This window comes from Kosakonia sp., assembly GCF_032052965.1.
GTDB lineage: Bacteria > Pseudomonadota > Gammaproteobacteria > Enterobacterales > Enterobacteriaceae > Kosakonia.
The window spans coordinates 19,220-35,150 of the sequence record NZ_DAMBVN010000008.1; the positions used below are offsets into that span (position 1 = coordinate 19,220).

Annotated in this window: 14 protein-coding genes; 10 read left to right on the top strand and 4 right to left on the bottom strand. The window is 53.7% G+C overall.

Features of this window, described 5'->3' with window-relative positions; genetic code table 11:
• Positions 1–49: 49 nt before the first annotated feature.
• The 4 genes from gorA to potE all read left to right on the top strand — a co-directional run bounded on the left by gorA (position 50) and on the right by potE (position 5,716).
• Positions 50–1,402, top strand: coding sequence for a glutathione-disulfide reductase (gorA, locus tag RTX30_RS11815; protein WP_312689962.1), 1,353 nt, complete (start codon positions 50–52; stop codon positions 1,400–1,402).
• A gap of 436 nt (positions 1,403–1,838) precedes the next feature.
• Positions 1,839–1,943: a leader peptide SpeFL gene (gene speFL, locus RTX30_RS11820; protein WP_263100815.1), complete on the top strand. Its 105-nt coding sequence runs from the start codon at positions 1,839–1,841 to the stop codon at positions 1,941–1,943.
• A 258-nt stretch (positions 1,944–2,201) separates the two neighbouring features.
• Positions 2,202–4,400, top strand: a complete 2,199-nt coding sequence (gene speF / locus RTX30_RS11825; protein WP_312689966.1) for an ornithine decarboxylase SpeF — start codon at positions 2,202–2,204, stop codon at positions 4,398–4,400.
• A complete protein-coding gene (potE, locus tag RTX30_RS11830) occupies positions 4,397–5,716 on the top strand; it encodes a putrescine-ornithine antiporter (protein ID WP_312689968.1) in 1,320 nt (439 codons plus the stop codon). Before speF ends, potE begins: the two co-directional genes overlap by 4 nt.
• Before the next feature lie 153 nt (positions 5,717–5,869).
• Here the strand turns inward: potE and RTX30_RS11835 are convergent, their stop codons facing one another.
• A complete protein-coding gene (locus RTX30_RS11835; protein ID WP_312689970.1) occupies positions 5,870–6,763 on the bottom strand; it encodes a LysR family transcriptional regulator in 894 nt (297 codons plus the stop codon).
• 133 nt (positions 6,764–6,896) lie between these two features.
• Here RTX30_RS11835 and aguB point away from each other — a divergent pair, with 133 nt between their 5' ends.
• Both aguB and aguA read left to right on the top strand, forming a co-directional pair.
• Positions 6,897–7,781: an N-carbamoylputrescine amidase gene (gene aguB, locus RTX30_RS11840; protein ID WP_312689972.1), complete on the top strand. Its 885-nt coding sequence runs from the start codon at positions 6,897–6,899 to the stop codon at positions 7,779–7,781.
• A gap of 3 nt (positions 7,782–7,784) precedes the next feature.
• Positions 7,785–8,867, top strand: coding sequence for an agmatine deiminase (gene aguA, locus RTX30_RS11845; RefSeq protein ID WP_312689974.1), 1,083 nt, complete (start codon positions 7,785–7,787; stop codon positions 8,865–8,867).
• Positions 8,868–8,900: 33 nt separating this feature from the next.
• On the opposite strand, the gene RTX30_RS11850 is transcribed toward aguA, so the two are convergent.
• Positions 8,901–9,308, bottom strand: coding sequence for a GNAT family N-acetyltransferase (locus tag RTX30_RS11850; RefSeq protein WP_312689976.1), 408 nt, complete (start codon positions 9,306–9,308; stop codon positions 8,901–8,903).
• 306 nt (positions 9,309–9,614) lie between these two features.
• Between RTX30_RS11850 and RTX30_RS11855 the strand changes: the two genes are divergently transcribed.
• A complete protein-coding gene (locus RTX30_RS11855; protein WP_312689978.1) occupies positions 9,615–11,264 on the top strand; it encodes an alpha,alpha-trehalase in 1,650 nt (549 codons plus the stop codon).
• A gap of 84 nt (positions 11,265–11,348) precedes the next feature.
• On the opposite strand, the gene RTX30_RS11860 is transcribed toward RTX30_RS11855, so the two are convergent.
• Positions 11,349–12,935, bottom strand: a complete 1,587-nt coding sequence (locus RTX30_RS11860) for an STY4199 family HEPN domain-containing protein (protein WP_312689979.1) — start codon at positions 12,933–12,935, stop codon at positions 11,349–11,351.
• A gap of 157 nt (positions 12,936–13,092) precedes the next feature.
• On the opposite strand from RTX30_RS11860, the gene RTX30_RS11865 reads away from it, so the two are divergent.
• Together RTX30_RS11865 and RTX30_RS11870 are read left to right on the top strand one after the other, a co-directional pair.
• A complete protein-coding gene (locus tag RTX30_RS11865; protein WP_312689980.1) occupies positions 13,093–13,632 on the top strand; it encodes a GNAT family protein in 540 nt (179 codons plus the stop codon).
• 64 nt (positions 13,633–13,696) lie between these two features.
• A complete protein-coding gene (locus RTX30_RS11870) occupies positions 13,697–14,098 on the top strand; it encodes a YdeI family stress tolerance OB fold protein (RefSeq protein WP_312689982.1) in 402 nt (133 codons plus the stop codon).
• Positions 14,099–14,141: 43 nt separating this feature from the next.
• On the opposite strand, the gene RTX30_RS11875 is transcribed toward RTX30_RS11870, so the two are convergent.
• The gene (locus RTX30_RS11875; RefSeq protein WP_312689984.1) at positions 14,142–14,900 is read right to left on the bottom strand and encodes an SDR family oxidoreductase; all 759 of its coding nucleotides are present in this window, start codon (positions 14,898–14,900) and stop codon (positions 14,142–14,144) included.
• 118 nt (positions 14,901–15,018) lie between these two features.
• Here RTX30_RS11875 and RTX30_RS11880 point away from each other — a divergent pair, with 118 nt between their 5' ends.
• Entirely contained in the window at positions 15,019–15,918 is a 900-nt protein-coding gene (locus tag RTX30_RS11880) for a LysR family transcriptional regulator (protein ID WP_312689986.1), read from the top strand.
• Positions 15,919–15,931 lie beyond the last annotated feature (13 nt).

Below are 15,931 nucleotides of genomic sequence, written 5' to 3' on the forward strand. Positions count from 1 at the left end.
GTTACAATCGCGACACTTTTCGACCTCGTTCAGGATTAAGGAATCAACCATGAGCAAACATTACGACTATATCGCCATTGGCGGCGGCAGCGGCGGTATCGCATCGATCAACCGTGCGGCGATGTACGGTCAGAAATGCGCGCTGATCGAAGCGAAAGAGCTCGGCGGCACCTGCGTGAACGTGGGTTGTGTCCCGAAGAAAGTGATGTGGCACGCCGCGCAGATCGCCGAAGCCATCCATTTGTACGGCCCGGATTACGGTTTCGACACCACGGTAAACCACTTTGACTGGGGCAAGCTGGTCGCCAGCCGCAGCGCCTATATCGACCGAATCCACACTTCGTACGACAATGTGCTGGGTAAAAACAATGTCGATGTCATCCGCGGGTTCGCACGCTTTGTCGATGCCAGAACCGTTGAAGTGAATGGTGAAACCATCACTGCCGATCACATTTTGATCGCCACCGGCGGCCGCCCGAGCCACCCGGATATTCCTGGCGTAGAGTACGGTATTGATTCCGACGGTTTCTTTGCATTACCGGCGCTGCCAAAACGCGTTGCGGTCGTTGGCGCTGGCTACATTGCCGTTGAACTGGCCGGCGTAATTAATGGCCTTGGCGCTGAAACGCACCTGTTCGTCCGTAAACATGCGCCCCTGCGCAGCTTCGACCCGCTGATCACCGAAACGCTGGTGGAAGTGATGGCGGCGGAAGGCCCGACGCTGCACACCCATGCCGTGCCGAAAGAGGTAGTGAAAAACGCCGACGGCAGCCTGACCCTGACGCTGGATGATGGCCGTTCACAAACGGTGGACTGCCTGATTTGGGCGATTGGCCGCGAACCGGCTACGGATAATTTCAACCTGGCCGTCACTGGCGTGAAAACCAATGATAAAGGCTATATCGAAGTGGATAAGTTCCAGAATACCAGCGTACCGGGGATTTACGCCGTGGGCGATAACACGGGAGCGGTAGAGCTGACCCCGGTTGCTGTGGCAGCGGGCCGTCGTCTCTCTGAGCGTCTGTTTAATAACAAACCGGATGAGCACCTGGATTACAACAATATCCCGACGGTGGTGTTCAGCCACCCGCCGATTGGAACAGTTGGCTTAACAGAGCCGCAAGCACGTGAACAGTACGGTGACGAGCTGGTAAAAGTGTACAAATCATCGTTTACCGCGATGTACACCGCCGTCACCACCCATCGCCAGCCGTGCCGCATGAAACTGGTGTGCGTCGGGCCGGAAGAGCGTATCGTCGGTATTCATGGCATCGGATCCGGTATGGATGAGATGCTGCAAGGTTTTGCTGTCGCGCTGAAGATGGGTGCCACCAAGAAAGACTTTGACAATACGGTTGCGATCCACCCCACCGCAGCCGAAGAGTTTGTGACCATGCGTTAATGCCTGAACCGCCTGTATCCACGCAGAAAAGCTGGCCGTAACACGGTCAGCTTTTTTTTGCCCGGTACTCAATGAAGAGAGAACGCAGCGCCTGCTTAGCGCCGCCCGGTCGCCGTCTTCAACGACCTCACGTAAAATGTCTTGCCACTGCAAAGTGAATTGTTATTCATTATTTTTAATTAATTAACGATATTATTTTTTTAAATTTTAACACCCGAAAGAACGTATTTTAATAATACATTTAATGATCAACTCAAATATCAAAAGAAACATCTATAACATTAAATTAACAATGCAGTGCGTTATCTCGCAATATGCATAAAACGCGACTAATTATTTCTAATATGATCCTTTTTTATTGATCGCTATCACACAAAAAGCCCATTTCCTGGATAAAATACCCACACCTTTAATTTACTCAGGAAAGGTGATGAAAATGGAAAATAATAATCGTGCAATGCCCCATATCAGGCGCACCACGCATATTATGATGTTTGCCAACCGTAATAGCTTCGACTTTCACTTCTTTAATGCCCGGTAGTCATCTGACTACGGGCACTCCAGCATACAGGTCTTTCTGACCCTCTGTATTACAGGCTGAATGCCTGTATCTCGCGGTGCTCGCACGCTCTAACCCTGCATTACTGGTGACCGGACTGGTTAGGGTTTATTGCATCTGAATAACATCGACTTACTGACTTTTTATTTGTCAGTGGGATGATTTTATTCGCTCCGGAGATATCAATTTCTTATTTGAGAAATTGAGGACCTGCTATTACCTGAAAATAAAGAGTTGAAAATGTCTGAATTAAAAATTGCAATCAGTCGTTCCTGTCATGATTGTTTTTCCACACAGAGAAATATTGTCAGTGTCGATGAAAGTCAGTTTATTGACGTTGCTGCCATTGTGTTATCCGTCAATGATATTGAACGAGGGAAACTCGATGAAATCGACGCCACTGGCTACGGCATCCCGGTCTTTGTCGCAACACAAGATGAAGAGCGCGTTCCGGCGGAACATCTGCCTCGGATCTCTGGCGTCTTTGAGCTGAACGAAACCCGCAGCGACTATTACGGTCGCCAGTTGGAAACTGCAGCTCACCACTATGAAACTCAACTGCGACCGCCGTTCTTTCGCGCGCTGGTGGATTATGTCAGCCAGGGCAACAGCGCGTTTGACTGCCCTGGCCACCAGGGCGGTGAGTTTTTTCGCCGCCATCCGGCAGGCAATCAGTTTGTTGATTACTTTGGCGAAACACTTTTCCGCTCAGATCTGTGCAATGCCGACGTAGCAATGGGTGATTTGTTGATCCATGAAGGCGCGCCATGCATTGCGCAGCAGCATGCGGCCAGCGTGTTCAACGCCGACAAAACCTACTTCGTCCTGAATGGCACGTCATCGTCCAACAAAGTGGTGCTCAACGCCTTGCTGACGCCGGGGGATTTGGTGTTGTTTGACCGCAACAACCACAAATCAAACCACCACGGCGCACTCTTGCAGGCAGGTGCCACACCGGTCTATCTGGAAACCGCACGCAACCCGTATGGTTTTATCGGCGGCATCGACGCCCATTGTTTTGAAGAAGCCTATCTGCGCCAGCTTATTGACGACGTTGCACCACAGCGGGCCAAAGAGGCACGCCCCTTCCGCCTGGCGGTGATCCAGTTAGGGACTTACGACGGCACCATTTATAACGCCCGCCAGGTGGTGGACAAGATCGGCCACCTGTGTGACTACATCCTCTTTGACTCCGCCTGGGTGGGTTATGAGCAATTTATCCCGATGATGGCCGATTGCTCGCCATTGCTGCTGGATCTAAACGAAAACGATCCGGGCATTCTGGTGACCCAATCGGTACACAAACAGCAGGCGGGTTTCTCCCAGACCTCGCAAATCCATAAAAAAGACCGCCATATCAAAGGGCAGCCCCGTTATGTGCCGCATAAGCGCATGAACAACGCCTTTATGATGCACGCCTCCACCAGCCCCTTTTACCCGCTGTTCGCCGCGCTGGATATCAACGCCAAAATGCATGAGGGCGTGAGTGGTCGCAACATGTGGATGGACTGCGTCATCAATGGCATTGATGCCCGCAAATTAATCCTCGATAACTGCCGTTATATCCGTCCATTTGTGCCGGAAACCATCGAGGGTAAACCGTGGCAATCCTATGACACTGCTGAGATCGCCAGCGATCTTCGCTTCTTCCATTTTGTTCCAGGGGAACGGTGGCACGCCTTTGAAGGCTATGCCGAACACCAGTACTTTGTTGATCCGTGCAAGCTACTGCTAACCACGCCGGGCATTAACGCGGGCAGTGGGGAGTATGACGCCTTCGGCGTTCCGGCCACTATTCTTGCCAACTTTCTGCGTGAAAATGGCGTAATACCGGAAAAATGCGACCTTAACTCGATCCTGTTTCTGCTGACCCCGGCAGAAGATATGGCCAAGCTGCAGCAGCTTATTGCCCTGCTGGTGCGGTTCGAAAAATTGCTGGAAGCCGATGCGCCGCTTGCCGACGTCCTGCCTTCACTCTACCGCCAGCACCAGGCGCGTTACGACGGCTACAGCCTGCGTCAGCTATGTCAGGAAATGCACGATCTTTACGCCCGCCACAACGTAAAACAGCTGCAGAAAGAGATGTTCCGCAAATCGCACTTCCCGCGCGTCAGCATGTCGCCTCAGGACGCTAATTACGCTTATCTGCGCGGCGAAGTGGAGCTGGTTCGTCTGCCAAATGCGGAAGGCCGCGTGGCGGCAGAAGGCGCGCTGCCTTACCCGCCAGGGGTGCTGTGTGTCGTCCCAGGCGAGATTTGGGGCGGTTCGGTACTGCATTATTTCAGCGCGCTGGAAGAAGGGATCAACCTGCTTCCGGGTTTTGCGCCGGAGCTGCAGGGTGTGTACATCGAAGAACATGATGGCCGTAAACAGGTATGGTGCTATGTCATTAAGCAGCAGGAACAGCAACATAACCTGCTGAAAGGAGAGAAATTATGAGTACGGCAAAATCCAATAAGATGGGTGTTATCCAGCTCACCATTCTGACGATGGTCAATATGATGGGCTCCGGGATAATTATGCTGCCCACCAAACTGGCGGAAGTCGGCACCATTTCCATTATCTCCTGGCTGGTGACCGCTGTCGGTTCCATGGCGCTGGCATGGGCTTTTGCCAAGTGTGGCATGTTCAGCAGGAAATCTGGCGGCATGGGCGGCTATGCGGAGTATGTGTTCGGCAAATCCGGCAACTTTATGGCGAACTACACCTATGGCATGTCGTTGCTGATTGCTAACGTGGCCATCGCCATTTCTGCCGTGGGGTATGGCACCGAGCTGTTTGGCGCCGTTTTGTCGCCGGTGCAAATTGGCCTCGCCACCATCGGCGTGTTGTGGATTTGTACCGTGGCGAACTTTGGCGGCGCGCGCATTACCGGGCAGATCAGCAGTATCACCGTGTGGGGGGTGATCATTCCGGTGGTTGGCCTGTGCATTATTGGCTGGTTCTGGTTTAGCCCGTCGTTGTATGTCGCGTCCTGGAATCCGCATAGCGTGCCGTTCTTCAGCGCTGTCGGCTCCTCTATCGCCATGACCTTGTGGGCTTTCCTCGGACTGGAGTCGGCCTGCGCAAATGCGGACGTGGTGGAAAACCCCGAACGCAACGTACCGATTGCGGTGCTGGGCGGCACACTGGGTGCAGCGGTGATTTACATCGTCTCCACCAACGTGATTGCCGGGATTGTGCCGAATATGGATCTGGCGAACTCCACTGCGCCGTTTGGCCTGGCGTTTGCGCAGATGTTTACCCCTGCAGTCGGGAAAGTGATTATGGCGCTGATGATCATGTCCTGCTGCGGTTCACTGCTGGGCTGGCAGTTCACCATTGCGCAGGTGTTTAAATCCTCCGCTGACGAAGGTTACTTCCCGAAAGTCTTCTCACGGGTAACAAAAGTGGATGCGCCCGTGCAGGGGATGCTGACGATTGTGATTATCCAGAGCGGGTTATCGCTGATGACGATCAGTCCGTCGTTAAACAGCCAGTTTAACGTACTGGTCAATCTGGCGGTGGTGACTAACATCATCCCGTATATTCTGTCGATGGCGGCGCTGGTGATCATTCAAAAAATGGCGAACGTAAACCCGGCAAAAGCCAAAGCCGCGAACATTGTTGCCTTTATTGGCGCGCTGTACAGCTTCTATGCGCTTTACTCCTCCGGTGAAGAAGCCATGCTTTACGGCTCAATTGTGACTTTCCTCGGCTGGACGCTGTATGGGCTGGTTTCACCCCGTTTTGAACTGAACAATAAACACAACTGAGTGCGGCCCCGGAGGCAACGCTTCCGGGGTTGTTGTGCTACATCATCAGCTTTGCTTACTGCCAGAAACCGGCCTCACCCGCCGGTTTTATTCGCCTGCGCTCTTTCGTTTAAAAGGCGTTGTCATTTATGCATAAGCCCCACCTTTCAGCCGTTAAATGCGCGCGGTTTTTAATTCGTTAATCAGCCACTGCACCGCGGGCTGGTAATCATACAACCGGTGGGTGAGCAACAATAAATCATACGACGGAGCGCCCTCCGGCAACTGCATAATGCGCAGCGGCAACATCTTTGCCAGCTCCTGGGCAATACGAAACGGAACACACATGACATAACCGGATGCCACCGCCACACGCCCGCCAACGGCATAGCTCTGTACCACGGTCGCCAGCGGGCGGTAAAGGTGCTGAGAGAGCAGCCAGCCGTCGATGTGATCTGCGCCGGAACTCACCGCTGGTAAGTGGATCTGAGGTTCACTGACCAGGTGCCTCATCGTCAGTTGCGCGGGTAAGTCGTCACGATCGATGGACGCAATCGCCACAAAATGATCCGACACCAGCCGGTGTTTATTAAAATAGTGCGGAATGTGCTGCACCGTATCCACACCGATAAAGGCATCCAGTTGCCCTTTCTCCACCCTTTCGACTTTGATGGTTTCAGACAGAATATCCACGGACAGGCGCACATTCGGCGCAATAGTTTTAAACCGCGCGGTCAGCACCGGCATGAACATAAACTCGAAGTAATCCACCGCGCCGATATAAAAGGTGTGTGCGTCGCGCAGTGGGTCGAAGTGGCTCGGCCCGCGTGTGGCGTTATCCAGCTTGCTAAGTGCATTTTCAATCACCGGGATCATCATCGCCGCATACGGCGTTGGCTCCATGCCGTTGCGCGTGCGAATGAACATCTCATCGTTCAACTGTTCACGCAGGCGGTTCAGCGCATGGCTGAATGCCGACTGCGAGAGATTGGCTTTCTGCGCCGCACGGGTCACGTTCTTCTCTTTCGCCAGAATCGGCACCAGCCGCAGCAAGTTCAGGTCGATCACCACTATGCATCCTGTTCATGTTTTTATGATAACAATACATTTTATGCATAACGGTTTTCGTTGCTATAGTTTGCAGCAAAATAGGTGCTGACAATTTGCACTGCCTGAACCGAGTCCAACGGGAGATTTTTTTATGAGAAATGTCACAGTCGCCGCAACCCAAATGGCCTGTAGCTGGGATCTGGAAAAAAACGTACAAAACGCAGAGCGTCTGGTACGTGAAGCCCACAGCAAAGGCGCACAGATCATCCTGATTCAGGAGCTGTTTGCTGCACCTTACTTCTGCATCGATCAGAGCCCGGAACACTACGCTCTGGCGCAGGAAGTGGCTACCAGCCCGCTGATCAAGCATTTCTCTGCACTGGCCAAAGAGCTGGAAGTGGTGCTGCCGCTGAGCCTGTTTGAAAAGAGCAACAACGCCTACTACAACTCGCTGGTGATGATAGACGCCGACGGTAGCGTGCTGGACACCTACCGTAAAACCCACATCCCGAATGGCCCGGCCTACCAGGAAAAACAGTTCTTTGTGCCTGGCGATACCGGCTTCAAAGTGTGGAACACCCGCTACGCGAAAGTGGGCGTTGGTATCTGCTGGGATCAGTGGTTCCCGGAAACAGCACGTTCACTGGCACTGATGGGTGCTGAGGTGATTTTCTACCCTACGGCAATTGGTTCTGAACCGGCATACCCGGATATCGACAGCCAGCCGCACTGGACCCGTGTTCAGCAGGGTCACGCGGCCGCCAACGTCATTCCGGTGATTGCATCCAACCGTATCGGTACCGAAGCCAGTAAATATGTTGAAGGCCTGGAAATGACCTTCTACGGCTCGTCGTTCATTGCCGATCAGACCGGCGCACTGGTCGAGCAAGCCAACAAAACGGACGAAGCGGTGCTGGTGCACACCTTTGATCTGGATGCTATTGCCGCACAACGTGCATCCTGGGGTCTGTTCCGTGACCGTCGTCCGAACATGTACACCACGCTTGCCACCTCTGACGGCAGCGTAAGGAGCTGAGTCATGTCACAACTGACCACGCCCGTAAAAGACGGGTTCGCAATGCCTGCAGAATGGGCGCCGCATCAGGCCGTGTGGATGATTTGGCCCTACCGTACCGATAACTGGCGTGCAGGCGCGGCGCCCGCGCAACAGGCTTTTGCGAAAGTGGCTCAGGCGATTTCACGCAATACGCCGGTTATCATGGGCGTGCCTGCTGCAGAGATGGCCAAAGCGCGCGCCACCATGCCGGCGGACGTCACCCTGGTGGAAATGGAAAGCGATGATGCCTGGATGCGCGACACCGGGCCAACAGTAGTGCTGAATGCCGCCGGTGAACAGCGTGGCATCAGTTGGACATTTAACGCCTGGGGCGGTCTGAATGGCGGTCTGTACGCAAGCTGGGATCGCGATCAGCAGGTGGCGGCTCAGGTGGCGCATTACCACCAAATGCCGTGCTATCACACGGATCTGATTCTGGAAGGCGGCTCCATTCATGTTGATGGCGAAGGCACCCTGCTGACCACAGCAGAATGTCTGCTTAACCCAAACCGCAACCCGAATTTGAGCAAGGCGGAGATCGAACAACAGTTGCGCGACTACCTTGGTGTCTCGCAAATCATCTGGCTGCCGGATGGCGTTTTCAATGATGAAACCGACGGTCACATCGACAATATGTGCTGCTTTGTGCGCCCGGGTGAAGTTGCGCTGCACTGGACAGACGATCGCAACGATCCACAGTACGCCCGTTCCGTTGCCGCACTTGAGGTTCTGGAGCAGGTGAAGGATGCGCAGGGCCGCACGCTGAAAGTGTGGAAAGTCCCCTCTCCACCAGCGCTGTTCGCCAGTGCGGAAGAGGCCGACGGCGTAGCGAAAGGCACGGCGATTGAGCGTAACGAAGGCAACCGCCTGGCGGGCTCCTACGTCAACTATCTGGTCAGCAATCAGCAGATTATTTTCCCTCTGCTGGATCCGGCCACCGACGCGACCGCGCAGGCGTTGTTTGCAGAGATGTACCCGGATTTCGTCATCACTGGCGTACCGGCGCGCGAGATTTTACTCGGCGGCGGTAATATCCACTGCATTACGCAGCAAATCCCGCGTTGATCCTTTACCCGGCGACAGCTGTTGCCGGGTGTTTCACAACTTTCGTCCCATACGTATATACGCCATACCATGTTGATGGAACGGCGCGCTTTCTGCGATAAAACCAAACCGGGTATAAAACGATACTGCACTGGCTCTGGCATTCAGTTGAACTGACGCTATTCCTTCCTGCGCGAGTTTTTCCAGCACCGACTGGAAAAGAAAATGGCCAAATCCCTGTTGTTGCTTATGCTGTAGCGTGGCGAATTTTCGAATTTGGCAGTGGCGATCGCCCCGTAAAAACACGGATAAACAGCTGACGATTTCCTGCTGCGCAATGACCCCATAATGGCTGGCCTGTTCATCCCCCTCCACGCGTGAGGCCTCGCGCTCACGTTGCGGCCACAGTACCGCATGGCGGATATCCAGACATTGCTCTAACGTAATAGTAGCGAGTTCCAAGCCTTTTCCTCTGTGCGTAACGGGTGTTTGCCCTACTCTACCCTGCGGTAAAATAGAGCGGGGGGATTATTCACAAATCGTTGCAAAACGAATGCTCCGAATTTCGCCGCTGCGCTGGCCGTCTTGTTATGCCAGTTATATTTTTTAAATCAGCAAATTAGTGCGTTTCTTCGGTTTTGTACCCGGCAATGAAACGTGATCGAGCGCACACTTTGTCACGCCAAGATCGAAGCGAATGTCTACGCTTAATAGATAGCCGGGAAACACCCGTATTTTTTACGACGACATCCGGAGGCCAGAATCGTTATGTTCAACCAGAAATTACAAAGCGCAGAATCAGTCGGGTTCGCCATTGACCAGGAAGTCTTCTACGAAACCGATCCATGCGAATTAAAACTGGATGAAATGATCGAGGCGGAGCCGGAGCCGGAAATGATTGAAGGGTTGCCCGCATCCGATGCGCTGACCCCTGCCGATCGTTATCTTGAGCTGTTTGAACACGTGCAGTCATCGCGTATCTTTTCCGATAGTAAAACCTTCCCTGACTGCGCGCCGAAAATGGATCCGCTCGATATCCTGATTCGTTATCGCAAAATCAAACGTAAACCCGAGTTTGACCTGCGCCAGTTTGTGGTGCGTCATTTCTGGATGCCAGAAAACTATGCAAAAGCGTATGTGTCGAACCCAGAAAATTCGTTGAAAGAGCATATCGACCAGTTGTGGCCGGTATTGACCCGTGAACCACAGGATCATATTCCCTGGTCATCCCTGCTGGCGCTGCCACAGGCCTACATTGTGCCGGGCGGGCGCTTCCGGGAGACCTACTACTGGGACTCCTATTTCACCATGCTGGGGCTGGCAGAAAGCGGGCGTGACGATCTCCTGCGCTGTATGGCCGATAACTTCGCGTGGATGATTGAGCGTTACGGCCACATTCCGAATGGTAACCGTACCTATTACCTGAGCCGTTCGCAGCCGCCAGTGTTTGCGCTGATGGTCGAACTGTTCGAAGAGGACGGTGTGCGTGGCGCACGCCGCTACCTGGACCATTTGTTGATGGAATATGCATTCTGGATGGATGGCGCAGAGTCGCTGGTGCTCAACCAGGCTTATCGCCACGTGGTGCGCATGCCAGACGGTTCATTGCTCAACCGTTACTGGGATGACCGCGATACCCCGCGTGATGAATCCTGGATAGAAGACGTAGAAACCGCGCGCCATTCAGGGCGTCCGCCGAATGAGGTTTATCGCGATTTGCGTGCTGGCGCGGCGTCCGGCTGGGATTACTCTTCACGCTGGCTGCGGGACGCGCAACGTCTGGCAAGTATTCGCACGACGCAGTTTATCCCGATTGATTTGAACGCCTTCCTGTTCAAACTGGAAAGCGCTATTGCCAATATTTCTGGTCTGAAAGGCGACCGCGAACGCGAAACGTTGTTCCGCCAGAAAGCCAGCGATCGCCGGGCCGCGGTGAACCGCTACCTGTGGGATGAAGAAAACGGTTGTTACCGCGATTATGACTGGCGTCGTGAACAGATGGCGCTGTTTTCTGCCGCCAGTATTGTGCCGCTGTACGTGGGCATGGCGACTCACGAACAGGCAGACAGACTGGCAGAAGCCGTGACGGCGCGTTTGCTGACGCCTGGCGGTATTCTGGCGACCGAATATGAAACCAGTGAACAGTGGGATAAGCCTAACGGCTGGGCGCCGTTGCAATGGATGGCGATCCAGGGGTTCAAACTGTATGGCAACGATGCGCTGGGGGATGAAATCGCCCGCAGCTGGTTACAAACCGTGAACCACTACTATCAGCATCATCACAAACTGATTGAGAAGTACCACATTGCCAGCAGCACGCCACGCGAAGGGGGCGGGGGTGAATATCCGTTGCAGGATGGTTTCGGCTGGACGAATGGTGTCGTGCGCAGATTAATTGGTTTGTACGGCGAGCCCTGATCTGCCGGGCTGAAAACAGGCCGGATGGCAATCCGGCCTGGAAGGATCCAGACCGGATGAGCGCTGCGCCAGCAGGGCTGCCTCTTAGTCAATGACGTTATAAATGGCGGTCTGAATGTCCGCCTGTTTTTTATTCTCGTCCGAAGGTTCTGCTTTGTAACGCAACTGCGCCTGTTCCATCTCGTAACGCTGGCGTTCTACCACCGGCTCCCGCGCACAGAAGGCCCGCAGGTATTCTTTGCCGATGGACGTTAACTTTTTACCGGCCAGCATTTCGTGCGAGAGCGTGGTAATGAAGCGCCGACAGGGGCGGTTTTCATCCATTTGCAGCCGGTAGCGCAACAGCATTTCCAGCACCTCGCTGTTATCAGCCGCCATTGCCTGTTCCGTCCATGAGAGCTTCCAGTTCATGCCCGTGCGTAAAAACATCGACACCACCTTGGTGTCATTACGATCGATGGCCGAACGGAAATTGTTCTCATCGCGCGGGATCCCCATATTGCTCAGTTCTTCTTTTGGTGAGGTTCGCTGCCTGTCTTCGGCAATCGGTACTGAAATACCGCTTCCACGGGAAGCCGGTACAGAACTCCCGCTGCTAAACATCCAGAACGCGCCAATGACCATAAGCAGTACCATCACCCCCACCGCGCCCCACAGCGCACCTGAGAGCATCACATCCCGCTCTTCGCGGCTGCGCGCTGCACGTTTAGCGGGGGGATCAATATTGTCGCGTATTGGCATCTCATCACCTCCGGCGGCGCGATCACGCTTGCGCGCTTGCTCCCAGAAAGCGTCCAGTCCCACACCCGCTTCTTTCAATAAGTGAGCGGGGTTCGTTTTTGTGCGCCCCTCTTCCCATGCCCGCTGTACCGGCCCGGTAATTTGCGGGTAATAACTCTCCAGCAGGCTCAACTGATTCGAGGTGAGCGGCTGGTTGGCAATCACGGTTGTCCGGATCTGCCGGATATCATCCAGAAACGTTTGTAGCGTTTTGCGGGGTTCCAGAAAAAGGTTTAAGACCGACGAATCATTAAACAATCGTGCATAGTGCTGGCTGAACTCTTTTTTATCGATTAACAGCAATGCCAGCTCACTAAAGCGCATGCCGCTTAATACATCGTTTCGATCGCCAATCCGCAGCCAGCGACGCACGCGATCGGCACCAAACTGCATTTTCAGATGGTTGCGCAGCCGTTCAGGATCTGACCATGCCTGCATAACCAGCGATTTGATCATCAGTTCCAGCGCCCGCAGTTGCTCCAGGCCATGTGTTTGTTGAGCATCCGTCACTTTTAGCAACGTGGTGTAGCTCAGCAATTTTTGCCGGGCGCGCAGGTTTTCTAACGCCGCCACAAAGCGTAATGCGGCAATAAGCTGATTTTCCGTCACGCTTTGCCCGCTCTCATAATGCGGAACGAGCTGCTGCAAGTGGCGAAGTTGTAAAGTGAACTGAGTTAATTCCGCATCGTTGAGTTTAAGTCGTTTTGCCACTGCGCCCCATCCACCCATACTGAGGCGCGCAATATCCAGTTGTTCAAGAAACCAGCGGGGATCTTTTCCCTCATCGAAATGCGCATTCAGTAATAACAGAATTTCGACGGCAGCCTCGCGAATAACGGCAATACATTTTTCAAACTGTTCACCCGTACTAGCTGGGGCAGTATGTGTCATTATTTTCCTTTAAGTACAACTGAAGAAATAATTATCTGGCCTACATCAGCGCTGAATTTTTTCTTTATTTATCTGTAGTTAAAACATAGCGCAGATAATAATTATTATCAGTGACAACCGTTTGAACACGTAAAAAAAATCACTGGAGACATTCAACGTGCCAATACTTCGTACCCCCAGGTTAATATGTGAACCGATCGTCGAACGCGACTGGCCGTTCTTTCTCGCGCTGCAACAGCAGCCGGAGGTGATGCAATATGTCGCAGAACCGCGTTCAGAACAGGAGATTCGCACGGCATTTATCTCACGCCTGCCGTCATGGTCTCCCGGCAGCCCGCACTGGCTCTGTTTAGTGGTACGGGACAATGCCAGCCAGTTACCGCTCGGCGTGACAGGATACATTCACCGTGAAGATGATTGCGCAGAAGTGGGCTTCCTGTTTGCACCGCAGGCACAAGGCAAAGGTTATGCCAGAGAATCGCTCAATGCGCTCTGTCACTACGCGTTTAATGACGGCGGCATTCGTCGTCTGGTGGCCACAGTGACGGCAGGGAATCTTGCTTCACGCCATTTACTGGAAAAAACAGGCTTCTTATTGGAAGGCGAACTGCGCGAAGCCTACTGGCTGGCCGGACGCTGGCAAAATGACTGGCTGTTTGGCTTGCTGCGGCATGAATTTGCAAAAGCCGGTAATTAGCCTGCACACCTCCTGTACCTCTGCCAGGCTTAAGGCTGTGTTCAGAACACTATCAGGAGAAGTTATGAAAAAAATCGTACTGGCCACCGCCTGCATCACAACTCTGCTTTGCGCTACTGCGTTTGCCGAAGACCAACCAGGCCTGAAGACCGACAAAGCACCACCGCCGCCGCACAAAATCACAGACGGTTACCGCGGTATTGAAGATGCGCGTACCATGACGGTTAAGCAGGCGAAAGCCCTGCACGATAACGCGTCCATTTCGCTACGTGGCAATCTGGTCGAAGAAGAGGGGAAAGATCTCTATTTGTTCCGCGACAAAACCGATCAGATTCAGGCCTATATTCCCAAAGCCGTTTTTGATGGTAAATCAGTCTCGCCGGATGAATTAGTCGGTATCAGCGGCTCGCTGGATAAAAAACAGCAGCCGCCGCAAATCAAAGTCACCCATTTTCAGAAGCAATAAACCGTGCACGCCCGGCGCAGTGTCACCCGCCGGGCATCGGCCCTCACAGGAACATCCCGCCGGAGACTTCCACGCGCTGCGCATTCATCCAGGCCAGATCATCACTCAGTAATGCGGCAATGGCGTCGCCAATATCATCTGGTAACCCCACGCGCCCCAACGCGGTTTGCGCTGCAATGTGCTGATTAATTTGTTCGTTATCCCGCACCATGCCGCCGCCAAAATCCGTTTCGATAGCACCAGGCGCAATAATGTTGACGGTGATCCCCCGTAGACCCAGCTCTTTTGCCTGATAACGCGTCAGGACTTCCATCGCCCCTTTCATCGCAGCATAGGCGGCATAACCGGGCTGGCAGAAACGCGCCAGCCCACTGGAAACATTCAGGATCCGCCCACCATTTTTGAGCAATGGCAGCAGATGCTGCGTCAGGAAAAATGGCCCCTTGAAGTGGATGTTGACCAACTCGTCAAACTGCTCTTCGCGGGTGTCGGCGAAAGCTGCATTAATACCGACACCCGCATTGTTCAATAAATAATCAAACGTCTCACGCTGCCAGACCGTTTTAAGCTGTTCATGGACTTGTCGGGTAAACGCGGCGAAGGCGGCACAATTGCCGACATTAAGCTGCAATGCCACGGCTTTCACGCCTTTTTCTTCAATTTCGCGCACAACGCGCAGCGCATCGTCAGCATTATGGTTATAGGTCAGGATAATTCCCGTTCCCCGTGCAGCCAGCTTCAACGCCGCGTTTTTACCCAAACCGCGGCTACCACCAGTCACTAATGCAATAGGTTGTGTCATAAGAAACCTCGTTTTCACTGAAGGAATGTGTCAGGAAAGCGTATTAGCTGACGGAAAAACAATAAAGGTGCTAAATTACGCTTCACTGTTTCACTGATGACAACAATCGAGTGCCGTGATGGATAAAATTTACGCAATGCAACTGTTTATCCGCGTCGCAGAACTGGAGAGTTTTTCCCGGGCGGCAGACTCGATGGGGCTTCCTAAGGGTAGCGTATCGCGCCAGATCCAGTCGCTGGAGACGCATCTCGGTACGCAATTGCTGCATCGAACGACCCGCCGCGTGCAGCTCACCCAGGATGGCATGGTCTATTACGAGCGGGCCAAAGATCTGCTCGCGAATATCGACGAACTCGACGGTATGTTTTTGCACGATCCGGCCAGCGTCAGCGGGCGGCTGCGCGTGGATATGCCCGTTGGCGTGGCGAAAAACCTGGTGATCCCCCGGTTGCCCACTTTTTTGCAACAGTACCCCGGCATCGAACTGGAACTGAGCAGCAGCGACCGACGGGTGGATATTATCCGCGAGGGCTTTGACTGCGTGGTACGCGTTGGGACGCTAAAAGATTCTGGCCTGATTGCCCGCCAGCTTGGCCGGCTCTCGGTCATTAACTGCGCCAGCCCGGGTTATCTGGCGCGTTTTGGCTACCCGGAAACCCTCGACGATCTCTCTTCCCATGCGCTGGTGCATTACGCCGCAAACCTTGGTGTTCGCCCACTGGGGTTTGAAGTGTGGCAAAACGGGCAGACAACATGGGTAAAAACCGGGGGCATTCTGACCGTGAACAGTACCGAGACTTACCAGGCGTCCTGCATGGCGGGGCTGGGGATTATTCAGGTGCCCCGCGTTGGCGTGCGCGATGCGTTACGCAGCGGCAAACTGGTCGAGATCCTGCCCCAGTACCGCGCCGAAGCTATGCCGGTTTCGCTGATATACCCGCATCGCCGCAACCTTTCGCGTCGCGTGCACCTCTTTATGGAATGGCTGGCCGCCGCGTTGAAAGACTATGTGGATTAGCACCAGGCTATAA

Bases quoted from the DNA above. Each gene is read 5' to 3' on its own strand.
- gorA (WP_312689962.1), top strand. From the start codon at position 50: ATGAGCAAACATTACGACTATATCGCCATTGGCGGCGGCAGCGGCGGT.
- speFL (WP_263100815.1), top strand. From the start codon at position 1,839: ATGGAAAATAATAATCGTGCAATGCCCCATATCAGGCGCACCACGCAT.
- speF (WP_312689966.1), top strand. From the start codon at position 2,202: ATGTCTGAATTAAAAATTGCAATCAGTCGTTCCTGTCATGATTGTTTT.
- potE (WP_312689968.1), top strand. From the start codon at position 4,397: ATGAGTACGGCAAAATCCAATAAGATGGGTGTTATCCAGCTCACCATT.
- aguB (WP_312689972.1), top strand. From the start codon at position 6,897: ATGAGAAATGTCACAGTCGCCGCAACCCAAATGGCCTGTAGCTGGGAT.
- aguA (WP_312689974.1), top strand. From the start codon at position 7,785: ATGTCACAACTGACCACGCCCGTAAAAGACGGGTTCGCAATGCCTGCA.
- RTX30_RS11855 (WP_312689978.1), top strand. From the start codon at position 9,615: ATGTTCAACCAGAAATTACAAAGCGCAGAATCAGTCGGGTTCGCCATT.
- RTX30_RS11860 (WP_312689979.1), bottom strand. From the start codon at position 12,935: ATGACACATACTGCCCCAGCTAGTACGGGTGAACAGTTTGAAAAATGT.
- RTX30_RS11870 (WP_312689982.1), top strand. From the start codon at position 13,697: ATGAAAAAAATCGTACTGGCCACCGCCTGCATCACAACTCTGCTTTGC.
- RTX30_RS11875 (WP_312689984.1), bottom strand. From the start codon at position 14,900: ATGACACAACCTATTGCATTAGTGACTGGTGGTAGCCGCGGTTTGGGT.
- RTX30_RS11880 (WP_312689986.1), top strand. From the start codon at position 15,019: ATGGATAAAATTTACGCAATGCAACTGTTTATCCGCGTCGCAGAACTG.